At 72.3% G+C, this 25643-nt stretch carries 28 protein-coding genes, 1 tRNA gene and 1 pseudogene; 10 read left to right on the forward strand and 20 right to left on the reverse strand.

Features of this window, described 5'->3' with window-relative positions; all coding sequences use genetic code 11:
- Nucleotides 1–23: 23 nt before the first annotated feature.
- Nucleotides 24–515 carry an inorganic diphosphatase gene (locus tag AB0P07_RS22285; RefSeq protein ID WP_061446956.1) on the forward strand — a complete coding sequence of 164 codons (492 nt, stop codon included), beginning with the start codon at nucleotides 24–26 and terminating at the stop codon, nucleotides 513–515.
- Between the two features lie 124 nt (nucleotides 516–639).
- Nucleotides 640–2349 carry a threonine/serine exporter family protein gene (locus tag AB0P07_RS22290; RefSeq protein WP_365553060.1) on the forward strand — a complete coding sequence of 570 codons (1710 nt, stop codon included), beginning with the start codon at nucleotides 640–642 and terminating at the stop codon, nucleotides 2347–2349.
- A 93-nt stretch (nucleotides 2350–2442) separates the two neighbouring features.
- Here AB0P07_RS22290 and AB0P07_RS22295 read toward each other — a convergent pair whose 3' ends face one another.
- Nucleotides 2443–3345, reverse strand: coding sequence for a VTT domain-containing protein (locus AB0P07_RS22295; protein ID WP_365553062.1), 903 nt, complete (start codon nucleotides 3343–3345; stop codon nucleotides 2443–2445).
- Nucleotides 3346–3479: 134 nt separating this feature from the next.
- On the opposite strand from AB0P07_RS22295, the gene AB0P07_RS22300 reads away from it, so the two are divergent.
- Nucleotides 3480–3845, forward strand: a complete 366-nt coding sequence (locus AB0P07_RS22300; protein WP_365553064.1) for a YbjQ family protein — start codon at nucleotides 3480–3482, stop codon at nucleotides 3843–3845.
- 49 nt (nucleotides 3846–3894) lie between these two features.
- Here the strand turns inward: AB0P07_RS22300 and AB0P07_RS22305 are convergent, their stop codons facing one another.
- A complete protein-coding gene (locus AB0P07_RS22305; protein WP_365553066.1) occupies nucleotides 3895–4656 on the reverse strand; it encodes a MerR family transcriptional regulator in 762 nt (253 codons plus the stop codon).
- A gap of 126 nt (nucleotides 4657–4782) precedes the next feature.
- Here AB0P07_RS22305 and AB0P07_RS22310 point away from each other — a divergent pair, with 126 nt between their 5' ends.
- Complete coding sequence (locus AB0P07_RS22310) at nucleotides 4783–6210, forward strand: glutamate decarboxylase (protein ID WP_365553068.1); 1428 nt, start codon at nucleotides 4783–4785, stop codon at nucleotides 6208–6210.
- A 159-nt stretch (nucleotides 6211–6369) separates the two neighbouring features.
- Here AB0P07_RS22310 and AB0P07_RS22315 read toward each other — a convergent pair whose 3' ends face one another.
- From AB0P07_RS22315 to AB0P07_RS22335, 5 genes are all read right to left on the reverse strand, one after another.
- Nucleotides 6370–7098: an ABC transporter permease gene (locus tag AB0P07_RS22315; protein WP_365553361.1), complete on the reverse strand. Its 729-nt coding sequence runs from the start codon at nucleotides 7096–7098 to the stop codon at nucleotides 6370–6372.
- Nucleotides 7099–7163: 65 nt separating this feature from the next.
- Nucleotides 7164–8105 carry an ATP-binding cassette domain-containing protein gene (locus AB0P07_RS22320; protein ID WP_365553070.1) on the reverse strand — a complete coding sequence of 314 codons (942 nt, stop codon included), beginning with the start codon at nucleotides 8103–8105 and terminating at the stop codon, nucleotides 7164–7166.
- 106 nt (nucleotides 8106–8211) lie between these two features.
- Nucleotides 8212–8853 carry a PadR family transcriptional regulator gene (locus AB0P07_RS22325; RefSeq protein WP_365553072.1) on the reverse strand — a complete coding sequence of 214 codons (642 nt, stop codon included), beginning with the start codon at nucleotides 8851–8853 and terminating at the stop codon, nucleotides 8212–8214.
- Nucleotides 8854–8897: 44 nt separating this feature from the next.
- A complete protein-coding gene (locus tag AB0P07_RS22330) occupies nucleotides 8898–10358 on the reverse strand; it encodes an aldehyde dehydrogenase family protein (protein WP_365553074.1) in 1461 nt (486 codons plus the stop codon).
- Nucleotides 10359–10433: 75 nt separating this feature from the next.
- A complete protein-coding gene (locus tag AB0P07_RS22335) occupies nucleotides 10434–11258 on the reverse strand; it encodes a helix-turn-helix transcriptional regulator (protein WP_365553363.1) in 825 nt (274 codons plus the stop codon).
- Nucleotides 11259–11636: 378 nt separating this feature from the next.
- Here AB0P07_RS22335 and AB0P07_RS22340 point away from each other — a divergent pair, with 378 nt between their 5' ends.
- Entirely contained in the window at nucleotides 11637–12101 is a 465-nt protein-coding gene (locus tag AB0P07_RS22340) for an ATP-binding protein (protein WP_365553076.1), read from the forward strand.
- Nucleotides 12102–12176: 75 nt separating this feature from the next.
- On the opposite strand, the gene AB0P07_RS22345 is transcribed toward AB0P07_RS22340, so the two are convergent.
- The 5 genes from AB0P07_RS22345 to rpmG all read right to left on the reverse strand — a co-directional run bounded on the left by AB0P07_RS22345 (nucleotide 12177) and on the right by rpmG (nucleotide 14606).
- Nucleotides 12177–12428 (reverse strand): DUF397 domain-containing protein, encoded by a 252-nt coding sequence (locus tag AB0P07_RS22345; RefSeq protein WP_061443316.1) that lies wholly within the window; start codon nucleotides 12426–12428, stop codon nucleotides 12177–12179.
- A gap of 309 nt (nucleotides 12429–12737) precedes the next feature.
- The gene (gene rpsR / locus AB0P07_RS22350) at nucleotides 12738–12977 is read right to left on the reverse strand and encodes a 30S ribosomal protein S18 (RefSeq protein WP_365553078.1); all 240 of its coding nucleotides are present in this window, start codon (nucleotides 12975–12977) and stop codon (nucleotides 12738–12740) included.
- 4 nt (nucleotides 12978–12981) lie between these two features.
- Complete coding sequence (locus AB0P07_RS22355) at nucleotides 12982–14184, reverse strand: GTP-binding protein (RefSeq protein ID WP_365553080.1); 1203 nt, start codon at nucleotides 14182–14184, stop codon at nucleotides 12982–12984.
- The gene (locus AB0P07_RS22360; protein WP_365553082.1) at nucleotides 14181–14435 is read right to left on the reverse strand and encodes a type B 50S ribosomal protein L31; all 255 of its coding nucleotides are present in this window, start codon (nucleotides 14433–14435) and stop codon (nucleotides 14181–14183) included. The genes AB0P07_RS22355 and AB0P07_RS22360 overlap by 4 nt, the downstream gene beginning before the upstream one ends.
- Before the next feature lie 6 nt (nucleotides 14436–14441).
- Nucleotides 14442–14606, reverse strand: coding sequence for a 50S ribosomal protein L33 (gene rpmG, locus AB0P07_RS22365; protein WP_365553084.1), 165 nt, complete (start codon nucleotides 14604–14606; stop codon nucleotides 14442–14444).
- A 71-nt stretch (nucleotides 14607–14677) separates the two neighbouring features.
- Between rpmG and rpmB the strand changes: the two genes are divergently transcribed.
- From rpmB to AB0P07_RS22380, 3 genes are all read left to right on the forward strand, one after another.
- Nucleotides 14678–14914 (forward strand): 50S ribosomal protein L28, encoded by a 237-nt coding sequence (gene rpmB / locus AB0P07_RS22370; RefSeq protein ID WP_365553086.1) that lies wholly within the window; start codon nucleotides 14678–14680, stop codon nucleotides 14912–14914.
- Entirely contained in the window at nucleotides 14914–15219 is a 306-nt protein-coding gene (gene rpsN / locus AB0P07_RS22375; protein ID WP_365553088.1) for a 30S ribosomal protein S14, read from the forward strand. The genes rpmB and rpsN overlap by 1 nt, the downstream gene beginning before the upstream one ends.
- A gap of 218 nt (nucleotides 15220–15437) precedes the next feature.
- The gene (locus AB0P07_RS22380; protein WP_365553090.1) at nucleotides 15438–15899 is read left to right on the forward strand and encodes a hypothetical protein; all 462 of its coding nucleotides are present in this window, start codon (nucleotides 15438–15440) and stop codon (nucleotides 15897–15899) included.
- A gap of 298 nt (nucleotides 15900–16197) precedes the next feature.
- Here the strand turns inward: AB0P07_RS22380 and AB0P07_RS22385 are convergent, their stop codons facing one another.
- Entirely contained in the window at nucleotides 16198–17352 is a 1155-nt protein-coding gene (locus AB0P07_RS22385; RefSeq protein WP_365553092.1) for a DUF2786 domain-containing protein, read from the reverse strand.
- 85 nt (nucleotides 17353–17437) lie between these two features.
- On the opposite strand from AB0P07_RS22385, the gene AB0P07_RS22390 reads away from it, so the two are divergent.
- Nucleotides 17438–18199, forward strand: a complete 762-nt coding sequence (locus AB0P07_RS22390; RefSeq protein WP_365553094.1) for a Clp protease N-terminal domain-containing protein — start codon at nucleotides 17438–17440, stop codon at nucleotides 18197–18199.
- A gap of 50 nt (nucleotides 18200–18249) precedes the next feature.
- On the forward strand, nucleotides 18250–19941 hold the full coding sequence (locus AB0P07_RS22395; RefSeq protein WP_365553096.1) for a bifunctional 3'-5' exonuclease/DNA polymerase: 1692 nt from the start codon (nucleotides 18250–18252) through the stop codon (nucleotides 19939–19941).
- Between the two features lie 113 nt (nucleotides 19942–20054).
- On the opposite strand, the gene AB0P07_RS22400 is transcribed toward AB0P07_RS22395, so the two are convergent.
- The 7 genes and pseudogenes from AB0P07_RS22400 to AB0P07_RS22430 all read right to left on the reverse strand — a co-directional run bounded on the left by AB0P07_RS22400 (nucleotide 20055) and on the right by AB0P07_RS22430 (nucleotide 25584).
- Nucleotides 20055–20504, reverse strand: coding sequence for a hypothetical protein (locus AB0P07_RS22400; protein WP_365553098.1), 450 nt, complete (start codon nucleotides 20502–20504; stop codon nucleotides 20055–20057).
- An 85-nt stretch (nucleotides 20505–20589) separates the two neighbouring features.
- The gene (locus tag AB0P07_RS22405; protein WP_256109171.1) at nucleotides 20590–20805 is read right to left on the reverse strand and encodes a hypothetical protein; all 216 of its coding nucleotides are present in this window, start codon (nucleotides 20803–20805) and stop codon (nucleotides 20590–20592) included.
- Nucleotides 20806–20869: 64 nt separating this feature from the next.
- On the reverse strand, nucleotides 20870–21535 hold the full coding sequence (locus AB0P07_RS22410; protein ID WP_365553100.1) for an aconitase family protein: 666 nt from the start codon (nucleotides 21533–21535) through the stop codon (nucleotides 20870–20872).
- A 95-nt stretch (nucleotides 21536–21630) separates the two neighbouring features.
- Nucleotides 21631–22239 (reverse strand): annotated as a pseudogene (locus AB0P07_RS22415) (aconitase family protein); the annotation flags it as partial.
- Nucleotides 22240–22451: 212 nt separating this feature from the next.
- Nucleotides 22452–22525: transfer RNA gene (locus tag AB0P07_RS22420), tRNA-Thr, on the reverse strand.
- Nucleotides 22526–22643: 118 nt separating this feature from the next.
- On the reverse strand, nucleotides 22644–24263 hold the full coding sequence (locus tag AB0P07_RS22425; protein WP_365553102.1) for an alpha/beta hydrolase: 1620 nt from the start codon (nucleotides 24261–24263) through the stop codon (nucleotides 22644–22646).
- 115 nt (nucleotides 24264–24378) lie between these two features.
- Nucleotides 24379–25584 (reverse strand): DNA polymerase III subunit delta', encoded by a 1206-nt coding sequence (locus AB0P07_RS22430; RefSeq protein WP_365553104.1) that lies wholly within the window; start codon nucleotides 25582–25584, stop codon nucleotides 24379–24381.
- Nucleotides 25585–25643 lie beyond the last annotated feature (59 nt).

Here is a 25643-nt window from a genome sequence, read left to right on the forward strand (position 1 = left end):
TGCTGATCATGGAGGAGCGTCCGGTGGAGTTCGACGTCACGATCGAGATCCCGAAGGGTTCGCGGAACAAGTACGAGGTGGACCACGAGACCGGTCGTATCCGCCTGGACCGCCGCCTGTTCACCTCGACCGCCTACCCGACCGACTACGGCTTCGTCGAGAACACCCTCGGCGAGGACGGCGACCCGCTGGACGCGCTGGTCATCCTGGACGAGCCGACCTTCCCGGGCTGCCTCATCCGCTGCCGCGCGATCGGCATGTTCCGGATGACGGACGAGGCCGGCGGCGACGACAAGCTGCTGTGCGTGCCGTCGACCGACCCGCGTGTGGAGCACCTGCGTGACATCCACCACGTCTCGGAGTTCGACCGCCTGGAGATCCAGCACTTCTTCGAGGTCTACAAGGACCTGGAGCCCGGCAAGTCCGTCGAGGGCGCCGACTGGGTCGGCCGCAGCGACGCCGAGGCCGAGATCGAGCGGTCCTACAAGCGCTTCAAGGACCAGGGCGGCCACTGAGCGGTTCGGTTGCCCGTAGGGCGCCCGTAACGGGCCGCACGCACACGCGTGCGGCCCGTTCGTGTTTGAGTGACCATACTGAGGTCAACAGGAGGGTGTGTCGGTACCAGGGAGCGTTGCGCAGGTGACGGAGGCGGAGGAGCCCAAGCCGCAGTCGGACGAGGCCCGCAGTGCCTTCCGGCAGCCCAGCGGTATCGCGGCGTCCATCGACGGCGAGTCGTCGACGACGTCCGAGTTCGAGATCCCGCAGGGGCTCGCCGTCTCGCGACATGCCGGTACCGAGGCCGAGACGACGTCGGAGTTCTCGCTCCCCGACGGTCTGGAGGTCCCGCAGGCCGCCCCCGCGGACAGCGAGGGATCGGCGTTCACCATGCCGAGCACGCACAGCGCGTGGACCGCCCCGACCGCCTTCACCCCGGCGAGCGGCTTCCCGGCGGTGAGCCTGACGGACGTGCCCTGGCAGGACCGGATGCGCGCCATGCTGCGCATGCCGGTGGCCGAGCGGCCCGCGCCCGAGCCCTCGCAGAAGCACGACGACGAGACCGGCCCCGCCGTGCCGCGCGTGCTCGACCTGACGCTGCGCATCGGGGAGCTGCTGCTGGCGGGCGGTGAGGGCGCCGAGGACGTGGAGGCGGCCATGTTCGCCGTCTGCCGGTCCTACGGCCTGGACCGCTGCGAGCCGAACGTCACCTTCACCCTGCTGTCGATCTCCCACCAGCCGTCCCTGGTCGACGACCCGGTGACGGCGTCGCGCACGGTACGCCGCCGGGGCACCGACTACACCCGGCTCGCGGCCGTCTTCCACCTGGTGGACGACCTCAGCGACCCCGACACGAACATCTCCCTGGAGGAGGCCTACCGGCGCCTGGCGGAGATCCGCCGCAACCGGCACCCGTACCCCACCTGGGTGCTGACCGTGGCGAGCGGTCTGCTCGCGGGCGCCGCCTCGCTGCTCGTCGGCGGCGGGCTGACCGTGTTCTTCGCGGCGATGTTCGGCTCCATGCTCGGCGACCGGCTGGCGTGGCTGTGCGCCGGGCGCGGGCTGCCGGAGTTCTACCAGTTCGCGGTGGCCGCGATGCCGCCGGCCGCGTTGGGTGTCGTACTGACGGTGACGCACGTCGACGTGAAGGCGTCCGCGGTCATCACCGGTGGGCTGTTCGCGCTGCTGCCCGGGCGGGCGCTGGTCGCGGGAGTGCAGGACGGTCTGACCGGTTTCTACATCACCGCCGCCGCGCGTCTGCTGGAGGTCATGTACTTCTTCGTCAGCATCGTCGCCGGGGTGCTGGTGGTGCTGTACTTCGGGGTCCAGCTGGGCGCCGAGCTCAACCCGGACGCCGCGCTGGGCACCGGCGACGAACCGTTCGTGCAGATCTTCGCCTCGATGCTGCTGTCGCTGGCCTTCGCGATCCTGCTCCAGCAGGAGCGGTCCACCGTCCTCGCGGTGACCCTGAACGGCGGCGTCGCCTGGTGCGTGTTCGGCGCCATGCGCTACGCCGGCGACATCTCACCGGTGGCCTCCACGGCCGCCGCGGCGGGGCTCGTGGGCCTGTTCGGGCAGCTGATGTCCCGCTACCGGTTCGCGTCGGCGCTGCCGTACACGACGGCCGCGATCGGGCCGCTGCTGCCCGGTTCGGCGACCTACTTCGGTCTGCTGGGGATCGCGCAGGGCGAGGTCGACTCGGGGCTGCTGTTCCTCTCCAACGCGGTGGCGCTGGCGATGGCCATCGCGATCGGGGTGAACCTGGGCGGGGAGATCTCCCGGCTGTTCCTGAAGGTGCCCGGCGCCGCGAGTGCGGCGGGACGCCGGGCGGCCAAGCGGACGCGAGGGTTTTGACGCCGGGCGCCTACGGGCTCGGGTGGCTGCGTCCGTCGGCGGCTGCGGGCTCGCTGTGGCTTGTCGCGCAGTTCCCCGCGCCCCTGTGGGGTTTCAGCGCCCCTGGTTGTACGGGTGCTGGCCGCCCTGCTGGTCGCCGTAGGGCTGCTGGTCGTAGCCCTGCGGGTACTGCTGGGCGTACGGCTGCTGCGGGGGCTGCTGACCGCCGTGGGGCTGATTGCCGTAGCCCTGGTCGTACTGCTGGTCGTACTGCCGCTGCGGCTGGTCGTACGGGTCGATCCGGCGGAGTTGGGTCGTCGCGTCGTCCATGACCGGGTACGAGGGCTGGGGCTGGTGCTGCTGGATGGCCGGCGGGGTCGGTGCGGCCGGGGCGGCGCGCCGCTTCTTCTTGCGCTCGCGCAGGTACTCGATGGCGATCGGGACGACCGAGACCACGACGATCAGGACGAGGATGGCCTCGACGTTGGTCCGGATGAGCTCGATCTGGCCGAGCCAGTAGCCCGCGAGGGTGACGCCGGTGCCCCAGGCCACGCCGCCGATGACGTTGTACGTGAGGAAGGTGCGGTACTTCATGCGGCCGGCGCCCGCCACGATGGGGGCGAAGGTGCGCACGATGGGCACGAAGCGGGCCAGGACGATCGCCTTCGGGCCGTACCTCTCCATGAACTCGTGCGCCTTGTCCAGGTTCTCCTGTTTGAAGAGCTTGGAGTTGGGGCGGCTGAAGAGCCTGGGCCCGAAGAACTTGCCGATCATGTAGCCGACTTGGTCACCGAGGACGGCGGCGGCCACGATCAGGGTGCACACCAGCCACAGCGGCTGGCTGATGAACTCGCCCTGGGCGACGAACAGGCCCGCGGTGAACAGCAGCGAGTCGCCGGGCAGGAACGCGAAGAGTCCTGACTCGGCGAAGACGATGAGCAGAATGCCCGGCAGACTGAACGTCTCGATCAGATAGTCCGGGCTGATCCACTCGGGACCGAGCGCAAGGGTGGTCACGGGATGTGGCTCCTGCTGCTGGGGGGAGGCGGGCGGGACCTGGCTGCCCAAACGTACAACGCAGCCGCGGTGCACCAGGTTCCACGGGACCCCTTGGGGTGCGCTGTGACGTTTCCCGGGGAAGCCTGAGAACCATGGGTATCGAAGAATACGGCGGCGGCCAGGGCCCGCGGCCCGACGTGCTCGTGGTGACGACGAACGATCTGCCGGGCCACCGGGTGCAGGAGGTGCTCGGGGAGGTCTTCGGGCTGACCGTGCGCTCCCGGCACCTGGGGAGCCAGCTCGGGGCCGGGCTGAAGTCGCTGGTCGGCGGTGAGCTGCGCGGCCTGACCAAGACACTGGTCGAGACCCGCAACCAGGCGATGGACCGGCTGGTCGAGCAGGCACGCGCGCGTGGCGCCAACGCGGTGCTGTCCTTCCGCTTCGACGTGACGGAGGCGGCGGACGTGGGCACCGAGGTGTGCGCGTACGGGACGGCGGTGGTCGTGGCCCGGGAGTGAGCTTCCAGGGGCGGGCCCCCGGGAACGCGTCCCGGGTCACGGCCACCGCTCAGAGGGTGTGCCGGACGGCGTTGGCGAGGATCGCGTCGCGCATGTAGGCGGCGAGGCCCGGTTTGGCGGCGTCGATGTTCCGCGTGAAACGTTCGTCCGACACGTACATCTCGGCCAGGCAGGTGTGCATCTCGTACCCGCAGTCGTAGTGGTTGCGGGCGATGCCCTGCCGGTGGTCCTCGGCGGCGTCCATGGCGCCCTCGGAGTCGGCGGGCTCACCGGCCTCCATCAGGGCGACGAAGCGCCGGGTCAGCTCGTCGGCCTCGTCCTGGATGCGCTGCCAGTCCACCTTGGTGTAGGAGGCGGTCTTCTCCTTGGACTGGCGGTAGGCGTCGGTGCCGCCCCAGCGCTCCTTGACCTCCTCCTCGTACTGGTCGGGGTCGAAGTCGCCGAAGACCTCGAACTTCTCCTCCGGAGTGAGGTTGATTCCCATGCTGCGTGCCTCCATGGCCTGCTCCACGGCCGCCGCCATCTTCTGCAGCTTCTCGATCCGGGCGGACAGCAGCTCGTGCTGGCGGCGCAGGTGCGCGCGCGGGTCCGCGGCCGGGTCGTCGAGCAGGGCGGCGACCTCGTCGAGCGGGAAGCCCAGCTCCCGGTAGAACAGGATCTGCTGCAGCCGGTCGAGGTCGGCGTCGCTGTAGCGCCGGTGGCCCGCGTGGCTGCGCTCGCCGGGTGCGAGCAGGCCGATGTCGTCGTAGTGGTGCAGCGTGCGCACCGTCACTCCGGCGAAGCCGGCCACCTGTCCCACGGAGTAGCTCACTTCCGCTCCCTTCTCCGACACCGTCCACGCTGCCGCCTCACGTGACGTGAGGTGCAAGCCCGTGTGGCTCCCGGCCCGGCACCCGTCCGGGTGCGGGGTCCCGGGCCCCGGCCTACCGTCGGTCGTATGCCACTGCACCACGGGCCCCACCCGACGCAGGACGACGACCGGGAGCGGCGCCGGCTCGCCGTGAACCCGTTCTACGCGACGGCGGACCCCCTCGGCGGCATGACCGAGGCCCCGCCCACGCACCGCCTCCCGGACACGCCCCTGCCGCCCTCGACGGCGTACCGCCTCGTGCACGACGAGCTGATGCTGGACGGCAACGCGCGGCTGAACCTGGCCACCTTCGTCACCACCTGGATGGAGCCGCAGGCCGGGGTGCTGATGAGCGAGTGCCGGGACAAGAACATGATCGACAAGGACGAGTACCCGCGCACCGCCGAGCTGGAGCGGCGCTGCGTGGCGATGCTCGCCGACCTGTGGCACGCGCCCGACCCGGAGGCGGCCGTGGGATGCTCGACGACCGGGTCGAGCGAGGCGTGCATGCTGGCCGGGATGGCGCTGAAGCGGCGCTGGGCGCTGCGCAACGCCGACCGCTACCCGGCGAAGGACGTACGGCCCAATCTCGTCATGGGGGTGAACGTCCAGGTCTGCTGGGAGAAGTTCTGCACCTTCTGGGAGGTGGAGGCCCGGCAGGTCCCGATGGAGGGCGAGCGCTTCCACCTGGACCCGCAGGCCGCCGCCGAGCTGTGCGACGAGAACACCATCGGGGTCGTCGGCATCCTCGGCTCCACCTTCGACGGCTCCTACGAGCCGGTCGCCGACCTGTGCGCGGCCCTCGACGCCCTCCAGGAGCGCAGCGGCCTCGACGTACCGGTGCACGTCGACGGGGCCTCCGGCGGCATGGTCGCGCCCTTCCTGGACGAGGACCTGGTGTGGGACTTCCGGCTGCCCCGCGTCGCGTCGATCAACACCTCGGGACACAAGTACGGGCTGGTCTACCCCGGGGTCGGCTGGGCGCTGTGGCGGGACTCGGCGGCCCTTCCGGAGGAGCTGGTGTTCCGCGTGAACTACCTGGGCGGCGACATGCCGACCTTCGCGCTGAACTTCTCCCGGCCGGGCGCCCAGGTGGTGGCGCAGTACTACACGTTCCTGCGGCTGGGCCGCGAGGGGTACCGCGCCGTGCAGCAGAACGCGCGGGACATCGCCGGCTCGCTCGCGCAGGGGGTGGCCGCGCTGGGCGACTTCCGACTGCTGACGCGCGGCGACCAGTTGCCGGTGTTCGCCTTCACGACGGCGGACGACGTGACGGCGTACGACGTCTTCGACGTGTCCCGGCGGCTGCGGGAGGGCGGCTGGCTGGTGCCCGCGTACACCTTCCCGCCGCACCGCGAGGACCTGTCGGTGCTGCGGGTGGTGTGCCGCAACGGATTCTCGGCGGACATGGCGGATCTGCTCCTGGACGACCTGGAGCGGCTGCTGCCGGAGCTACGGAGGCAGCCGCATCCGCTGACCCGGGACAAGGGGGCGGCGACGGGGTTCCACCACTGACCTCCGTTCCGCGTCGACGGTGACCGCCGGTTCCTCGACCGGCGGTCACCGCTTCCTCACCGCCCTGCCAGGCGCCCGGGCGCCCGGGCACCCGCTCACCCCGGCGCCGGGCACCCCGCCCGTCCGTGAGCGGGGTGCCGGCGGCCGACGTCGCCGCCCTCACCGGCTGAGCCGCGCGAACCTCCCCACCGCCAGCGGGAAGAACACGGCGAGCAGCGCCAGCGGCCAGGCGAGCGCCGCCCACACGTGGCCGGACTCGCCGCCGGGGCCGCCGAAGAGGTCGCGGACGGCCGTGGCGGTCTGGGACATCGGGTTCCACTCGACGACGGTGCCCAGCCAGCCGGGCATGGAGTCGGGCGTGGCGAAGGCGTTGGAGAGGAAGCCGACCGGCCAGACCAGGATCTGCACCGCCTGCACCAGCTCGGGCTTCCCGGCCACCAGGGCCAGGAAGATGCCGATCCACAGCATCGCGAAGCGGAGGAGCAGCAGCAGGCCGACCGCGCCGAGGAAGGCTCCGGGGCCGGCGTGGGCGCGCCAGCCCAGCGCGCACCCGACGCCGACCAGTACGGTGAGGCCGAGCGCCGACTGGAGCATGTCGGCGGCGGAACGGCCCACCAGGACCGCGCCGTTGGTCATCGGCAGCGAGCGGAAGCGGTCGACGACGCCCTTGTTGAGGTCCTGGGTGACGGCGATCATGGTGCCCTCCAGGCCGAAGGCCATGGTGAGCGCCATCATGCCGGGGACCAGGTAGTCGACGTACTCGCCGCTCACGCCCCGGCCGCCGCCGACCAGGTAGCCGAACATCAGCAGCAGCATGACGGGGAAGACCAGGTTCACGACGACCGTCACGGGCTGCCGTCCCCAGCGGGCCAGCTCGCGGCGGGTCATGGTCCAGGAGTCGGACAGGGCGTGGGTCGCGGGCCCCACGGCGGCCGTACGCACGGTGGTCGTACTCACGCGGCCTCCTTCGTGCGGTCGGTGAGGTGCAGGAACACCTCGTCCAGGGTCGGCCGGCGCAGCGCCACGTCCTCGGCCACGATGCCGGCCTCCTCCAACGCCCGTACGACGCCGGAGAGGGCCGCCATCCGGTCGGTGACCGGGGCGCTGAGCAGCCGTCGGTCGGTGTCGACTCGGACGCCGGTGAGCGGGAGCAGGGCGACGGCGGCGCCCAGTTGGCCGGCGTCGCGCAGAACGACGTCGACGCGGTCGCCGCCGGTCGCGGCCTTGAGTTCGTCCGCGGTGCCGTCGGCGACGACCCGGCCGGCGTCGACGACGGAGATGCGGTCGGCGAGCTGGTCGGCCTCCTCCAGGTACTGGGTGGTGAGCAGGACCGTCGTACCGGCGCCGACCAGGGAGCGGACCGAGTCCCACACCTCCGCGCGGCCGCGCGGGTCCAGGCCGGTGGTGGGTTCGTCCAGGAAGAGGACCTCCGGTTCGGTGATGAGGGACGCCGCCAGGTCCAGGCGGCGCCGCATGCCTCCGCTGTAGGCGCCGACCGGTTTGTGTCCGGTGCCGGCGAGGTCGAAGCGGGCGAGCAGTTCGTCTGCACGCGCGCGTGCCCGCCGGGCGCCCAGGTGATGCAGGCGGCCGAACATCTCCAGGTTCTGCCGGCCGCCCAGCTCCTCGTCGAGCGCCGCGTGCTGGCCGAGCAGGCCGATGCGCAGCCGCACCGCGTACGCCTCGGCGACGGCGTCGTGTCCCGCCACCTCGACGCGGCCCGCGTCCGGCCGCAGCAGCGTGGACAGGATGCGGACCAGGGTCGTCTTGCCGGCTCCGTTCGGTCCCAGTACGCCGTGCACCGTGCCGCGCGTGACGGTCAGGTCGAGCCCGTCCAGTGCGCTCTGGCCGCCGTACCTCTTGCGTGCGCCTTCGACGATGATCGCCGTGTCGGCCACTGTCACTCCCCCTTCGCGCTCTCTTCGCACTCACTCCGAGAGAGCTAGCCAAATTTGACTACCGGCCCATGAAGCTATGCCCTCCCTCCCACTTAGTCAAACTTGATTAGCGGGCGTCCCCGTCATGCGGCCGCCCCGCCGCGAAGGGGTTCTCCTCGCCCTCGGCCAGCACGCCGACGAACGGCTCGCCCTCACCGGCGAAGGTGTACGCGCCGCCCCGGACGCGCTCGATGAGGCCCCGGGTCCACTCGGCGCCGGAGTCGGCCGAGTGGACCCAGTAGTTCATGATCTCGCCGATGTGCCCGTACTGGCCGGGCCCCTCCGCGGGCATGTAGTACTCGGTGACGGCGGCGCGCCACTCGTCGATCTTCCGCACCCGCTCCTCGAGCAGCGCCAGCGCCTCCTCGCGCGGGAGGTCGACCATGAAGCCGAGCGCCGCCGTGAGCACGTCCGGCCGCTGGTCGTAGGCGGTGAGGTACTCGCGGAGCAGGGCGAGGTACTCCTCGGTGCCCTGCTCCGTGATCTCGTACTCCACGCGCGGCGGCCCACCGGCCGTGGACGGCGCGATCTCGTGCGCCAGCAGCAGTCCCTGTTTGGCCATCTGCTTCAGCGCGTGGTAGATCGAGCCGGGCTTGGCGTTGGACCACTCGTGCGCGCCCCAGTACTCCAGGTCGTTGCGCACCTGGTAGCCGTGGGCCCGCCCGTGCTGGCGGACGGCGCCGAGCACGAGGAGACGGATCGCTGACATGGGTCCAGCCTAGATCCGGCGCCGGGCCCGGCCCGCCGGGACCCTCAGAACGGGAAGCCGCTGCGCCCGTGCTGCACAGAGATCCACTTCTGGGTGGTGAAGGCGTCCAGCATGGTGTCGCCGTTGAGGCGGCCGAGGCCGGAGTGCTTCTCGCCGCCGAAGGGGACGATCGGCTCGTCGTGCACGGTGCCGTCGTTCACGTGGAACATCCCGGTGTCGATCCGCTTGGCGAACGCGACCCCCCGCTCGACGTCGCCCGTGTGCACGGCGCCGCTCAGCCCGTACGGCGTGTCGTTGACCAGGCGCACGGCCTCCTCCTCGCCGTCGAAGGGGACGAGGAAGGCGACCGGGCCGAACACCTCCTGCTGGAGCAGCGCGGAGTCGGCGGGCAGGCCGGTGAGGACGGACGGCTCGACCAGGTTGTCGGTGACCGAGCCGCGCACCAGGGCGGTGGCGCCCTCGGCGAGCGCCTGCTCGATCACGCCGGAGAGCGCGTCGGCCTGCGAGGAGTTGATCACCGGGCCGATGACGGTCGACGGGTCGCGCGGGTCGCCGACCTTGAGGGAGGACACCTTGGCGACGAACTTCTCGGTGAACTCGTCGGCCACCGCACGGTCGACCAGCACGCGGTTGGCGGCCATGCAGACCTGGCCCTGGTGGACGTAGCGGCTGAAGACGGCGGCGTCGACCGCGTAGTCGACGTCGGCGTCGTCGAGGACCACCAGGGCGCTGTTGCCGCCCAGTTCGAGGACGGAGCGCTTGAAGTTCGCGGCGCAGACGGTGGCCACGTGGCGGCCGACCTTGTCGGAACCGGTGAAGGAGATCACCTTCGGCACCGGGTGCTCGATGAAGGCGTCGCCGATCTCCGCGATGTCGGTGACCACCACGTTGAGCAGGCCGCCCGGCAGTCCGGCGTCCTGAAGGATCTTCGCGACCAGCGTGCCGCCGACGACCGGCGTGTTCTGGTGCGGCTTGAGGACGACGCCGTTGCCCAGGGCGAGGGCCGGGGCGACCGACTTCAGGGAGAGCAGGAAGGGGAAGTTGAAGGGGCTGATGACGCCCACGACGCCGACCGGCACGCGGTAGACGCGGTTCTCCTTGCCGTCGACGGGCGAGGGGATGATCCGCCCCTCGGGCGCCAGCGCCAGGTGGACCGCCTCGCGCAGGAACTCCTTGGCGAGGTGCAGCTCGAAGGCGGCCTTCAGGCGGGTGCCGCCCAGCTCGGCGACGATCGCCTCGCCGATCTCCTCCTCGCGCTCCTCCACCAGGCGCAGGGCCTTCTCGAACACCGCGCGGCGCGCGTACGGGTTGGTCGCGGCCCACTGCTTCTGCGCGCGCTCGGCGGCCCGGTAGGCGGCGTCGACCTCGTCGACGGTGGCTATGGTGACCGAGGCCAGCTTCTCGTTGTCGTACGGGTTGAAGTCGATGATGTCCCAGGAGCCGGTGCCCGGGCGCCACTCGCCGTCGATGTACTGCTGGGCGAGGTCGGTGAAGTACGACGACATGAGAACCCTCAATCCCCTCAACTGCCGCAGCCGCCGCGAGCGAGCCGCCTGATTGGGCGTCATCGTACTGACGTTTCAGGAGAGTTGAAGGAGTCCCCGCAGAAGGTCACGGCTCTCGTCCGGACCCGGGCTGTCCTGCTGGAGTTCCTTCAGCGCCGTCTCGTACTGGGTGACGTCCTCCTGCTTGTCCAGGTACAGCGCGCTGGTGAGCTGCTCCAGGTAGACGACGTCCGAGAGGTCGGACTCGGGGAAGCTGAGGAGCGTGAAGGCGCCACTCTCGCCGGAGTGCCCGCCGAAGCCGAACGGCATCACCTGGAGGCGCACATTGGGGCGTTCGGACATCTCGATCAGGTGCTGCAGCTGGCCGCGCATCACCTCGCGGTCGCCGTAGGGGCGGCGCAGGGCGGCCTCGTCGAGCACGATGTGGAACTCGGGGGCGTTCTCCGCGACCAGGTGCTTCTGCCGCTCCAGGCGCAGCGCCACCCGCCGCTCGACGTCCGCGTCGCCGGCGCCCCTCATGCCGCGCCGGACCACCGCGCGGGCGTACTCCTCGGTCTGCAGCAGGCCGTGCACGAACTGCACCTCGTAGACCCGGATCAGCGAGGCGGCGCCCTCCAGGCCGACGTAGGTGGGAAACCAGCTGGGCAGCACGTCGGAGTAGCTGTGCCACCAGCCCGCGACATTGGCCTCCTTGGCCAGGGAGAGCAAGGAGGCGCGCTCCTGCTCGTCCGTGATGCCGTACAGCGTCAGCAGGTCCTCGACGTCCCTGGTCTTGAAGCTCACCCGGCCCAGCTCCATCCGGCTGATCTTCGACTCCGAGGCGCGGATCGAGTAGCCCGCCGCCTCTCGCGTGATCCCCCGCGTCTCACGCAGTCGCCTGAGTTGTGATCCGAGCAGCATGCGCCGCACCACCGATCCGGGCTCTCCCGCGCTCACGTTCGCCAGCCTCCCCAACCGTGTTCAGGGGCCGAAGTCTGCCACTAAAACACTCCGAGCAGTACTCGTCCGGTTACGGAAACGGAATCGAGCCAAAGGAAGCGTGCAGGATCCTCCACCCGGTGGACGGGGACCGGTCGTCGAGGGAGTTGAAGAGGAGGCGAAGATGACGGAAAAATTGGCCAACAAGCGGTACGGGCAGGTTCATTTCGGTCACCTGCACGTGCATCTACCCTTGCATCTGCGGTACGCATCCGAAACCATGGTCCCCGCACCACCGCGCCGCATCGCTACGACCGCGAATTCCCGGGAGTGCCTCGCATGGGGACGAATGGATCGACCATGCTCGAGCCGTTACGGCAGGGCCTTCCACCACTCGACCCCGCAGCCGTGTCGAACGCCGCGTCCTGCGCCCTGCCGGCCCGTTACGAAGCGGTGCGCGAGGCCCGGCGGTTCACCCGCAGAACACTCGACGGGTGGGACACCGGCGACCGCTTCGACGACGTCTGCCTGGTGGTCTCCGAACTCGTCACCAACGCCCTGCGGCACGCACTCCCCGCGGACACCCCGCGCCACGACGAGCAGCACGGTCCCGTCCGGCTGCATCTGATGCGCTGGACGGAACGGCTGGTGTGCGCGGTGCGCGACCCCAGCCACGACAGCCCGGTGGCCCGCAAGACGGACGACTTCTCGGCGGAGTCGGGCCGGGGCCTGTTCCTCGTCGACTCCTTCAGCGACAGCTGGGGCTGGCACCCGCTCGCCGGGACCCTCAACGGCAAGGTGGTCTGGGCGCTGTTCCGGATCTAGCCGAAGACGGGGCGGCCGGGCTCGGGACCGTTCCGGGCCGGCCGCCGGCTCGGCAGCCCTTCGGTCCGTCAGCCCTCAGCCCGCGATCAGGTGGTCGAACTCCCCGTCCTTGACGCCCAGCAGCATGGCCTCGATCTCGGCACGCGTGTAGACGAGCGCGGGCCCGTCCGGGAAGCGGGAGTTGCGCACCGCCACCGCGCCGTCGGGCAGGCGCGCGAACTCCACGCACGAACCCTGCGAGTTGCTGCGCCGGCTCTTCTGCCAGGCCGCATCGTGCAACTGCGTGGCGGCCATGCCGTTGTACACGTCGTACACGTCGTGGTCCACAGGTCGCTCCCCGGTGGCTGGTGCACTGGCTGATGTGGCCATTGATGCAGTGGTCAACTGATCCGGATCATAACCCTGTTCACGTGCAGATGCATGAGCAAATGCACGTGCACGCGCGGTGCTCCCGCGGTTACAGCTGTGACGACCGCTTTACCGAGCCCTGCCCTCTACGACGCCGGGCCCCGGGAAGTCGTTCCCGCATGTGCCCCCGAATTCGAAGAATATGCAACAACATGCGACACCACCGGGGCCCGGTCGCTACGGGTGGGCCGCGGTGGTGTCGTTGGTGCGCCGGTTACGGCGGGCCGGTCAGCGGGTGCCGTACGGCAGCAGCGCCATCTCGCGCGCGTTCTTGATCGCTGCGGCCAGCTGCCGCTGCTGCCGGGAGGTCACGCGGGTGACGCGGCGGCTGCGGATCTTGCCGCGGTCGGAGATGGACTTCCGCAGCAGTCCGGTGTCCTTGTAGTCGATGTACGTCACCCCCGCCCGGTCCAGCGGGTTGGGGCGCTGCCGGACGGACGCGCGCTCGTTCTTACGGGGCCGGGGCATCGGGTCAGACCTCCAGGAGGGCGTCGAAGGCGGGCGGCAGCCGTTCCCAGGCGGCCTGTCCCGCGGCGTACTCGGCGTCGGTCAGCAGGCAGGACTCCAGGAGCCGTTCCAGGCCGTCGCGGTCGAGGCCGGGGGAGGTGAAAACCAGGTGCTGGCAGCGGTCGCCGTGCTCGGGGTGCCAGTCCAGCGCGGCGGCGGCGCGGCGCACGGGCGGCACCAGTTCCCAGGCCGCGTCGGGGAGCGAGGCGAGCCACGGCCCCGCGCTCTCCACGCACAGGGCGCCGCCCGCGGCGTCCCAGTGCAGCAGCGTGTCCCCCTTGCCGGCGAGCCAGAACCGACCTCGGCTGCGGGCCGCGGCGCAGGTCAGGTCCTCCAGCGCCGCGTACAGGCGCTCCGGGTGGAAGGGGCGGCGGCGGTGCCAGACCAGGGTGGCGACGCCGTGCGCGTCGGCCTCGGCGGGCAGCAGGGCGCAGGCCGGGTGCTGTGCGGCGGCCGCGGCCTCCACGTCGAACCCGGCGAGGGCGGCCCGCGCCAGCTCCGAGGGCGCGGATGCGGACGGGGCCGGGGCGCCCGCCGGGTCACCGTGGCCGATCGGGACCCGGCGGGCTGTCGGATGGAGCTGGGTGAGCAGCTCGCGGTCCTCGTCGTCGGCCTCCGGCGAGCCGGGCAGGGACTCGGCGAGGGCGAGGACGGAGGCGTACTCCAGTTGCCGCGCGAAGGTGTCGGCGACGGTGCGCCGGTCCGTGGCCGCGGCGGCGAGGCCACCCTCGGCGAGGTCGTCGCCGTTGCCGAGGTACGGCAGGACGAGGGCCGGGTCGACGGCGGTGATCACGCCGGTGACGGTGAAGCCGCCGGCCGTGACCACCTCCGCCATCGCCTTGGGCTCGACGGAGTCCCACAGCTCGACCACCGCCAGCGGGGTGCGGCCGGCCTCCGCCAGCCGGACCAGCTCGGGCACGAGGTCCTCGCGCAGGGCGCAGCACGCGCAGTCGTTGACCAGGGGTGCCTCGCCCGCGTCGAGGATGCCCGTGGCGTCCCGCACGGTCCGCACGACCGTGCCCGCGCCGGCCGTCGCCAGGTCGTGGTGGAGGACGACGCTGTCGGCTACGTCGGCCAGCAGCCGCGCCACGGCCGCCCGGCGCGCGTCGGCGTGCAGCCCCCCGACGATCACCACCGGCAGGTCGTGGCTGGGGCCCGGCCCGCTCACGCCCCGCCCTCCTTCCCGTACCGGCGCTCGAAGCGCTCCACGCGTCCGGCGGTGTCCAGGACGCGGGCGGTGCCGGTGTAGAAGGGGTGGCTGACGTGGGAGATCTCGACGTCGACGACCGGGTAGGTGTGACCGTCCTCCCATTCGACGGTGCGCTCACTGGTCGTGGTCGAGCGGGTGAGGAAGGCGTAGTCCGCGGCGCGGTCGCGGAAGACGACCGGGCGGTACTCGGGGTGGATGCCCTTGCGCACGGTGCCTCAGCGCTCCTCTCGGAAGTCGACGTGCCGGCCGGCCGTCGGGTCGTACTTGCGCAGGACCAGCCGGTCCGGGTCGTTGCGGCGGTTCTTGCGGGTGACGTAGGTGTAGCCGGTCCCGGCGGTGGACCGGAGCCTGATGACCGGACGGAGTTCGTTGCGTGCCATGCTGCTATCTTACTGAAAATGAATTCCATTAACAGCTAGGGCCTTCCGGTCCGGAGGAGAGGTACGTCACCGTGTCCGCCCACTGCATGCTGACCGGGACCGAGCCCGGCTTCGGCAATCGCGTCTCCCACTCCCACCGGCGCTCCTCGCGGCGCTTCGACCCCAACATCCAGACCAAGCGGTACTGGCTGCCGAGCGAGAACCGGCACGTGCGGCTGCGGCTGAGCACGAAGGGGATCAGGACGGTCGACTCCATCGGCGTCGAGGCGGCGGTGGCGCGCATCCGGGCCCGGGGAGTGAGGATCTGATGGCGAAGACGAGCAAGGTCGCGAAGAACGAGCGGCGGCGGCGGATCGTCGCGCGGTACGCGGCACGCCGGGCCGAGCTGAAGGAGATCGTCCGCCGCCCCTCGTCCACGGAGGCCGAACGGCTCGCCGCCCAGCGGGAACTGCGCAGGCAGCCGCGCGACGCGAGCCCCACGCGCGTGCGCAACCGCGATCAGGTCGACGGGCGCCCGCGCGGGTACTTCAGGGTCTTCGGGCTCTCCCGGGTGAATCTGCGCGAGCAGGCGCACGCGGGACATCTGCCCGGGGTCCGCAAGTCGTCCTGGTAGCTTGCGGCTGTCTTGGGGCCGAACGGCCGTCCGGCGACAGCTTGGAGCTTGCGGTGACATGGGTGACTGTGGACAGTGCGGCGAGCACGGCGCACGCGACGCGTACGGCCGGGTGCGGGGCTGCGGGCGCCCCCGACCGCACCCCGGGGCCACGTCCGCGCTCGGGACGACACTGGGGGCGGCGCTCCGTGCGGGCCGCGGCCGTGACCCTCGGGCTGGTGAGCGCGCTGGCGCTGACCGCATGCTCCGACGACGGCTCGGACGGCGGTTCCGGCGGCGGTGGTGACGAGTCGTCCGCGGTGCCCAGCGCCTCCGCGAGCGCGGAGACCGGCGGTTCCGGCGGCAGGCCGCCGTCGGCGGGTGCCGCCGGCGAGCTGGAGGGCAGCTGGCTGGCGACCTCCGACGGCCAGGCGGTCGCCCTGATGGTCACCGGCGACAAGGCCGCCCTCTTCGCCACCGGCGGGACCGTGTGCAGCGGCACCGCCGCCGAGGCCTCCGGCACCCGGACGATCCGCCTGAAGTGCACGGGCGGCGACGACCGGACGACCGGCACGGTCGAGTCGGTCGACGACACCTCGCTCGAGGTGAGGTGGGAGGGCGGCGTCGGCGAGGAGACGTACACCAGGTCCGAGGGCGGTTCGATGCCGCCCGGACTGCCGACCGAGGGCCTCGGCTCCTGAACCGGCCGGTCCGGCCCCTCCCCCGACGGACTGGCTAGCTGGGGGGCGTCGTTTGGATCGTGCCGGGGTCGCGGGGCCTGGCACGCGCTCCCCCACTGCCTGAAGGGCGTGGGAGGGGGCCAAGCGGCGTTGTCGTCGGTTGCCAGGGCTCCGCCCCGGCACCCTCCTCCGCCTCGCAGCCGCACGCTCCCCCCACGCTCGGCTTCGCTCGCACGGGAGGGGCCCCCATCGCCCCCACTCGGGTCGGCCACACGGCACCGTTGCCTGGAGCCGACCCGATCCAAACGACGCCCCCTAGCTAGCGCAAGGGCCGCCGGCGTTCGACGTGGGCGTCGTCGGCCGCTCGGGTGCCCTCCGTCCAGCCCGCCGCGTCCGAGACGCCGCGCAGGCGGGTCGTGGCCGTCTCCGGGAACAGGCGCTCCAACCGCTCGGTGACCGCCATCTCCCGGGAGGCGAGCACCGGCAGGAGGTTCGCGTCCGCCGCCGCGCCGGTCGTGGCGGATTCGGCGGTGGCCGCCTCGGCGGCGGCCCGCAGCCGGGTGGCCGCGCGGTGGGCGTAGGCGGCGAGGAACGACTGCCGGAAGGTCTTGGTGCGCTTGCGCCCACCGGCCCGCTGCCCGGCCTCCGCCTTCGTCATCGCGGTCTCGGCCTGCACCAGCAGTGAGGTGTAGAGGAGTTCGACCGCCTCCAGGTCGGCCTCGAAACCGACGACGGTGGAGAAGCCGAAGGGCTCGTTCCACACGGCCCCGCAGTGGTTGGCGTCGGCCACCGCGTCCAGCAGCACGGCCTTGGCCTGCTCGTAGGGCGGCTCCACCCCGATCCGGCACGCGCCCGGGGTGTCGGGCGAGGCGGCGAGACCCTGGGCCCGCGCGGCCAGCAGCGCCTCGTCGACGCTGTGCCGGGCCATCAGCTCCTGCGCCTTGGCGCTCAGCGCCTCCGCCTCCTCCGGGTACCCGGTCGCCTCCGCCTTGGCGAGCAGCGCGCGGATGCGGGCGAGGGCACGCGACTCGGGCCGGGCCTCGCGACGAGGTGCGCCCGGCGCGTCGTCCAGCGGCTCCAGCGCGGGCAGCCGCAGCAGCAGGCGGTACAGCCGCAGTACGTCCGTGGCGTGCGAGAAGCGGTCGGTGCGGGGCGGCGCCTGATCCGGTACGGCGCCGAGCTGGGCGGCCCAGCGGGGCCCGCGCGGGCGGTCGTGCGGCGCCTGGGCGCGGATCAGTGCGGCCACCATCCGCACGTGCACGCCGTCGAGTTCGCGCCGCACGATCCGGACGAGGTCGGCCGGCTGCCAGCCCCGCCGCCAGGCCGTGGCCACGAACTCCTCTCCTCGAACGAGGAGTTCGGCATCCGCCGCCGGATCGGCCGCCAGCAGCGAGGCCGCCGTGTCGAGGGCGTCGTCGCCGGTGTCGTACAGGGCGGTCTCGAAGGCACGGTCGATGGTGCGGGGCGTACTCACCCGGCGATGGTGCCACGCCCGCCGAACGGAAGAGGGCTGTCAACCATTGGTTGACAGCACCAGGGGCGCAACCTACGGTTGACACATGACGACCGACCCGAGCATCACGTCATCCGTACGCCTCGACGAACTCATCACCGCGATCAAGAAGGTGCACCAGGAACCCCTGGAGCAACTCCAGGACGCCGTCATCGCGGGCGAGCACCTCGGTGAGGTGGCCGACCACCTCATCGGCCACTTCGTGGACCAGGCCCGGCGTTCGGGCGCGTCCTGGACGGACATCGGCAAAAGCATGGGCGTCACCCGGCAGGCGGCGCAGAAGCGCTTCGTGCCCAAGGAGTCCGCCGACCTGGACGCGAGCCAGGGCTTCAGCCGCTACACGACCCGCGCCCGCGAGGCCGTGATGGCCGCCCACAACGCGGCCAAGACCGCCGGCAACGCCGAGGGCCTGCCCGAGCACCTCGTCCTCGGCCTGCTCACGCAGCACGAGAGCCTGTCCGCCAAGGCGATCGCCGCGCAGGGCGTCACCCTCGACGCGGTCCGCGAGGCGGCGCTCGCCGCCCTCCCGCCCGCCGCCTCCGATGTCCCGGAGCTGGTGCCCTACGGGCCCGCCGCCAAGAAGGTCCTCGAACTCACCTTCCGCGAGGCCCTGCGCCTCGGCCACAACTACATCGGCACCGAGCACATCCTGCTCGCCCTGCTGGAGCACGAGGACGGCGAGGGTGTGCTCAGCGGGCTCGGCCTCGGCAAGGAGGCCACCGAACGCTTCGTCACCGAGGCGCTGGCGCAGTTCATCGAGGTGACCGAGAAAGGCGGGGAAGGCCGGACGGGGAACGGGGAGGCCTGAGCACCGGCCGCTCCGGGGCCGTTGTCAGACCTCGGTGCGACACTCGCGTCATGGCCGAGAGGTGGGCGCTCGCGGTGGCCGAGGGCGGTGGCGTGGACGTCGCGCTCCTCGGCCCCGACGGGCTGCCCGCCGGGCCGGTGCGGCGCGAGCGCGATCCCGCCGAGGCCGTACGGGCCAGACCGGAGGTCGCGCGCTGGGTGTGGCGGTCCACCGCCGAGATCGCGCCGCGCCTGCTCGCCGCGGGGGTGCGAGTGGAGCGGTGCTACGACGTGGAGGCCGCCGAGACCCTCCTGCTCGGCCACGAGGGGCGGTACGGGGAGCCGCGCTCGGCCGCGGCCGCCCTGGCCCGGCTGCACGGCGCCCCTGTGCCGCCCGACCCTCCGCAGCGCTCCGCCGAGCCGGGCGCGCAGTCGTCGCTGTTCGAACCCCAGGCCGTGCACCTCCCCCTCACCGACCTGCTCGCCGTCTACGCCGAGCAGCAGCGCCGGCACGAGCGCTGCGAGCACCCGGACCGGATGCGGCTGCTGACGGCCGCGGAGTCGGCGGGGATGCTGGTGGCCGCCGAGCTGAACCATGCGGGGCTGCCCTGGCGCGCCGACGTGCACCGCGAGGTGCTGCACGGCCTGCTGGGCGAGCGGTATGCGGGCGGGGGCGAGCCGCGCCGTCTGGCCGAGCTGGCCGAGGAGGTGTCGGCGGCGTTCGGCCGCCGGGTACGGCCCGACCTGCCCGCCGACGTGGTCAAGGCGTTCGCGCAGGCGGGCGTGAAGGTCGGCTCCACCCGCCGCTGGGAGCTGGAGTCGGTGGACCACCCGGCCGTGAAGCCGCTGATCGAGTACAAGAAGCTGTACCGGATCTGGGTCGCCCACGGCTGGTCCTGGCTCCAGGACTGGGTGCGCGACGGGCGGTTCCGCCCCGAGTTCCTGGCCGGCGGCACGGTCACCGGACGCTGGGTGACCAACGGCGGGGGCGGGCTGCAGATCCCCAAGGTGATCCGGCGGGCCGTCGTCGCCGACCCGGGCTGGCGGCTGGTCGTCGCCGACGCCGACCAGATGGAGCCGCGCGTGCTGGCGGCGATCTCCCGCGACCCCGGCCTGATGGAGGTGGCCGGCCGGGAGAGCGACCTCTACCAGTCCGTCTCCGACCGCGCCTTCGCCGGCGACCGCGCCCACGCCAAGCTGGCCGTGCTCGGCGCCGTCTACGGCCAGACCTCCGGCGACGGCCTCAGGAACCTCGCCACGCTCCGACGCCGCTTCCCCAGGGCGGTGGCGTACGTCGACGACGCGGCCCGCGCCGGCGAGGAGGGCCGGCTGGTGCGCACCTGGCTGGGCCGCACCTGCCCGCCCGCGGCCGGGGCGGCCGACGGCGTCGAGGAGGCGGGCCTGCCGCAGGACGACCCCGCCGACACCGCGGGCCGCCCGCAGGAGTGGGTGCCGGGATACGCGTCCACCAACGCCCGCGCCCGGGGCCGCTTCGCCCGCAACTTCGTCGTCCAGGGCAGCGCGGCCGACTGGGCCCTGCTGCTGCTCGCCGCGCTGCGCCGGGCCTGCGCGGACATGGCGGCCGAGCTGGTCTTCTTCCAGCACGACGAGGTGATCGTGCACTGTCCCGAGGCGGAGGCCGCCACCGTCGTCGCGGCGATCCGGGACGCGGCGGAGCTGGCGGGACGGCTGACGTTCGGGGCGACGCCGGTGCGGTTCCCGTTCACCACGGCGGTGGTGGAGTGCTACGCGGACGCGAAGTGAGGGGGCGCGGCGGGACACGGGGGGCGACCGGAGCGTGGGACGTGCGGCTGTGATGCCGGCGGCCGGCCCGGCCACCCGAATCCCGGACGCGGCGGAGCAGCGGCACCGCTCGCTCAGCGCTTCCGGTACATGTCCAGCTCCCGCCAGGAGGTCTCCGTCTCCTCGGCGACGGGAAGGGGCTGCCGCCAGGCGGTGGACGCGTCGATGTCCGGTGCGCAACACCGCAGCCCTTCCGCCGTGGCCCGCGCGTCGCCCGGGACCGAGACGGCCAGGAAGTCGAAGGGAGCCGTGGGCCGCAGTTCCACGCACACCACGGGCCCGGCGGGCCGAAGGGCCACGAAGTCCTGTCCGCCGGCGTGCCCCCGCGTGCCGGCGCTCAGCACGCCGGGGATCCAGACGCCGTGCAGAGCCACTCCGCGCAGGGCACGCCACCAGTCGGGTTCCACCGTCACCCGGCGTACGGCCGTCAGCGGCACGCGCACGGTCCCGCGGTGCGCGGCGGCCCTCTCCCGCCAGGAGAGGCGCACCACGAGGTCGTCGTCCCGCACGAGGATCCGGGCCACGTCACTGCCTCCCTTCCCGGGAACCGGCTGGTGGCACAAGGGCGCCGCACGTCCCGCTCGTCCGGCCGTCACCGGGCCCGGAACGTCACTCGTCCGCCGTCCAGTCCTCCGGACCGCCGCCACGCCACTCGATCAGCCCGGGGTCGTCGAGCGTCGTGTCGGACTCGGGCAGACCGGCCCGGCGCAGGAACTCGACCAGGTCGAGCAGGTGGTACGCAATCCCGGCGTACTCACCGCGGATCGCGACCCGCCTGCCGCCGTCGGGGCCCGGCGGCTGCACGATCACAGGCGCCTCTTCCATGTCTACGGTGTGCCCCTCACCGAGCGGCCCATTCAGGCACGGGGCCACACTTCGGGGCGGCGGGTCACCCTCCGGGGCGCTCCTGCTCCTCGCGGGCGAGGGCCGCGATCGTTCCTCCGGCGGGTACGGGGCGGCGGCCGTCGGAGAGGTGGTGGCGGACCGGGTAGGTCTCTTCCTTGGTGGTGTTGCGCAGCCGCAGGCGTGGTTCGGCTCCGGGAGCGAGTGAGGCGTGCACGTTCTCGAGCCGTAGCCGGTCTCCGGCGTCGATACGGTCGTAGTCGGCCGCCTGTTCGAACTCGAGCGGCAGAACCCCGTAGTTCGTCAGGTTCTGCCAGTGGCCGGGGAAGGTGCGCGGGAAGGTGCGCACGCTGTTGCGGCAGGCTGCCGCGGCCTGGCCCCTGCCGATGCAGCCCAGGCAACCGGCCTGGTGGATCCGGGCTCCGGCGGTGATCAGGTCGAGGGTCGAGCCCATCCTGGTCAGATCGGCGAGGATCTCGCGCGAGGTGGGGTTGACGTCGAAGCTGACGGCCGCGTGGGTCTGACGGCCGGCGACGACGGCGGCGGCGATGGCGAAGTCGCGCGGTCCCGGGTTGGCGGAGGAGCCGATGACGGCCTGCCTGACGGGTTCGCCCGCCACCGAGCGCACCGGCACGACGTTGCCGGGCGAGATGGGACGGGCGATGAGCGGCGCGAGGGTGGAGAGGTCGATCTCGTCGGTGCGGTCGTACACGGCGTCCGGCTCGGCGGCCAGGTCACGCGGAAGTCGGCCTCGCGGTCCTCGGCGCGCAGGAAGGCCCGTACCGCGGCGTCGGAGGGGAAGACGGAGGTGGTCGCACCGAGCTCGGCGCCCAAGTTGGCGATGACGTGCCGGTCCATGGCCGTCAGCCCTTCCAGTCCCGGACCGTGGTACTCCAGGATCCGGTTGACCGCTCCCTCGACGCCGTGCCGCCGCAGCAGCTCCGGCACCACGTCCTTGGCGCTCACCCACTCCGGCAGGCTGCCGGTCAGGCGGATGCCCCAGATCTCCGGCATGGTCACGTGCAGGGGCCGTCCGGCCATCGCGAGCGCGACCTCCAGGCCGCCGGTGCCCAGGGCCAGCATGCCGAGCGCGCCCGCGGCACAGGTGGGCGAGTCGGACCCGGCCAACGTCCTGCCGGGGACACCGAAGTACTGCGTGTGGCTGGGGTGCGAGACACCGTTGCCCGGCTTGGAGTACCAGACGCCGAAGCGACGGCACGCGGAGCGCAGGAAGGCGTGGTCCTCGGCGTTGCGCTCGTCCGCCTGCAGCAGGTTGTGGTCGACGTACTGGACACTGACCTCGGTACGGACCCGGTCCAGGCCGAGGGCGTCGAGCTCCTGCATCACCAGGGTGCCGGTGGCGTCCTGAGTGAGGGTCTGGTCGATCCGCAGTCCGATCTCGCCGCCCGGCTCCATCTTCCCGTCGACGAGATGGTCGGCGATGAGCCGGTGCGCCAGCGTGCCGTGGGAGCGGGTCACAACGCCCAGGCTGCGCGCTCCAACGGGGAGCGGCAAGCGGACGCACACGGCCGACGGACCGGGCGGGGCCCTATCCACAACGGCCGGGAAGAACGCCCCCCGAAACGCAAAAAGGCCAGATCGGGAGTAACCGACCTGGCCCTTCTCTGAGCCGCCTTCGGGATTCGAACCCGAGACCTACGCATTACGAGTGCGTTGCTCTGGCCATCTGAGCTAAGGCGGCGCGCTGTGCACCCATGGTGCGATCAGCAACGTCGGTAAGTCTACACAGTTTCCGGGGGTGCTTCGTACCGGCCCCGGGTGCTCGGGCGCCGCGGCCGGTACGAGGGATTCCGGCGTGGTCAGGAGCAGCGCTTGCCGTCCTTCGGGGCCGTGCCGGTCAGCAGGTACGTGTTGATCGCGGAGTCGATGCAGGCGCTGCCGCGGCCGTAGGCGGTGTGGCCGTCGCCCTCGTAGGTGAGGAGGCGGCCGGAGGAGAGCTGGTCGGCCAGGGCCTCGGCCCAGGGGTAGGGGGTGGCCGGGTCGCGGGTGGTGCCGACGACGACGATCGGGGTGGCGCCCGCCGCCTTGATGCGGTGCGGCTCGCCCGTGGGCCGCACCGGCCAGTACGCGCAGTTCAGGGAGGACCAGGCCAGGCCCTCGCCGAAGACCGGGGATGCCTCCTCGAAGTCGGGGAGGGCCTTGCGCACCTCGTCCGGGGAGGTGAAGGCGGCGGGGAGGTCGAGGCAGTTCACGGCGGCGTTGGCGAACATCAGGTTGCTGTAGCCGCCGTCGGCCTCGCGCTCGTAGTAGCTGTCGGAGAGGATCAGCAGGCCCGCGCCGTCCTTCTCCTTGATCGCCGAGGTGAGGGACTCGCGCAGCTGCTGCCAGGCGCCCTCGTCGTACATCGCCGCGATCACGCCGGTGGTGGCGAGGGACTCGGTGAGCTTGCGGCCGTCGGCGTCGCCGGCGGGGAGGGGCTTCGCGTCCAGGTCGTCGAAGAAGGACTTGAGGTTCTTGCCGACCTGGTCGGGGGTGGTGCCCTTGTCGCCGAGGGGGCAGTCCGGCTGCTTCACGCAGTCCTTCGCGAAGGACTGGAACGCCGTCTCGAAGCCCGCCGTCTGCTCCAGGTTCAGGCGGCGCGCGGGCAGGGAGGGGTCCATCGCGCCGTCCAGGACCAGGCGGCCCGTCCGGTCCGGGAACAGGCCGGCGTAGGTCGCGCCGAGGAAGGTGCCGTACGAGGCTCCGACGTAGTTCAGCTTCTCGTCGCCCAGCACCGCGCGCAGGACGTCCATGTCCCGCGCCGCCTCGACCGTCGAGACGTGGCGCAGCAGCTTCGGCGCGTCCGCGCCGCAGCCCTCGGCGAACTTCTTGTAGGCGTCGACCAGCTCGTCCGTCTCGCCCGCGTCGTCGGGCGTGACGTCGGTCTGCGTGTACGCGTCCATCTCGCGGCCGTCGAGGCACTCGACGGGCTCGCTGCGGGCCACGCCGCGGGGGTCGACCGCGACCATGTCGTACTGGGCGCGGACCTTCGCCGGGTAGCCGATGCCCGCGTACTGCTGGAGGTAGCCGATCGCCGAGCCGCCGGGTCCGCCCGGGTTGACCAGCAGCGAGCCGATCCGCTTGCCGGGTCCCGTGGCCTTCTTGCGGGCCACCGCGAGCCGGACGTCGCCCTCGGTGGGCTTGGCGTAGTCGAGCGGTGCCTTCATGGTGGCGCACTGGAAGCCGGGGACGCCACAGTCGCGCCAGCCCAGCTTCTGCTCGTAGTACGGAGCCAGCTCCGAGGGCGTGCCCTTCGGCAGGGGGGCCAGGGTCGCCGTGGCCGCTTCCGTCGACCCCGCCGCCTCCGCCGCGGGGGATCCGGCGGACGTGGACGCGCCGCCGGCCGAGCAGGCGGTGGCCAGCAGCGCGGCGGCGAGCAGTGCGGCTCGGAAACGGGTGCTGCCGGTGCGGGTCCTGCGGTGGGTGCGCCTTGTGTGCATCCGTCGAGCGTAACGCTCCGCTACCGCATCATCGCGGTGTGTGGTTCGCGTGCCTCGTACGGGCTACGGCGTCAACGCCCGGTGCCTTCCGCGGTCGAGGCACGGGAACGCGTGCTCAGCCCGCTCTGAGGGCCATCGTCATCGCCTCCACCGCCAGCAGCGGGGGCACATTGCGGTCGAGGGCCTCGCCGCAGGCCGCGATCGCCTCGATGCGGCGCAGCGTGGACTCGGGTGTGCTCGCGCGGGCGAGCCGCTCCAGGGCGTCCTCCGCGTCGGCGTTGGCGATCGCCACGCGGGAGCCGAGCTGGAGCGCCAGGACGTCGCGGTAGAAGCCGGTCAGCTCGCTCAGGGCCAGATCGAGGCTGTTGCGCTGGGTGCGCGCCTTGCGGCGCTTCTGGTCGGCCTCCAGCTCCTTCATCACGCCCGCCGTGCCGCGGGGCAGCCGACCCCCCTGGGCCGCCCCCAGCGCCGCCTTCAGCTCCTCGGTCTCCTTGGTGTCCATCTCCTCGGCGAGCTGCTTGGCGTCCTCCGCCGCGGCGTCGACCAGCTCCTGGGCCGCCTTGAGGGCCCCGCCGACGTCCTCGACCCGCAGCGGCAGCTTCAGCACGGCCTCCCGGCGGGCCCGGGCGGCCTGGTCCGTGGCCAGGCGGCGGGCACGGTCGATGTGGCCCTGGGTGGCGCGGGCCGCCGCGGCGGCGACGTCCGGCTCGATGCCCTCGCGCCGGACGAGCATGTCGGCGACCGCCTGGACCGACGGCGTACGCAGGTTCAGGTGGCGGCAACGGGAGCGGATCGTGGGCAGGACGTCCTCGACGGAGGGGGCGCACAGCAGCCAGACGGTACGCGGGGCCGGTTCCTCAACTGCCTTCAGGACGGCGTTGGCCGACTTCTCGTTGAGCCGCTCGGCCTCCTCGACGAGGATGATCTGCCAGCGACCGTTCGCGGGCGAGGTGAACGACTTGCGGACGGTGTCCCGCATGTCCTTGGCGAGGATCTCGGCGCCCATGGCGACCACGGTGCTGACGTCCGCGTGGGTGCCGACCAGCGCCGTGTGGCATCCGTCGCAGAAGCCGCAGCCGGGGACGCCGCCGAGGGCGCGGTCGGGGCTCACACACTGCAACGCGGCGGCGAAGGCCCGCGCCGCCTGGGTCACGCCGGAACCGGGCGGGCCCGTGAACAGCCAGGCGTGCGTCATGCTCGTCACCTGCGGGAGGGGGCCGTCGGCCGCGGCGGCGGTGACGAAGGCGTCGGCGTCCCGGGCGGCGGCGACGAGCGGCTCGCACACCTTCTCCTGCCCGACGAGGTCGTCCCACACGGTCATGGGTCACGCCGTCCTTCCGTCGCACTGGGCCGGCCGCGCCGGGCCGCCACGCTGATACG

This window comes from Streptomyces sp. NPDC085944 (assembly GCF_040686295.1).
Taxonomy (GTDB): Bacteria; Actinomycetota; Actinomycetes; order Streptomycetales; family Streptomycetaceae; genus Streptomyces; species Streptomyces salinarius.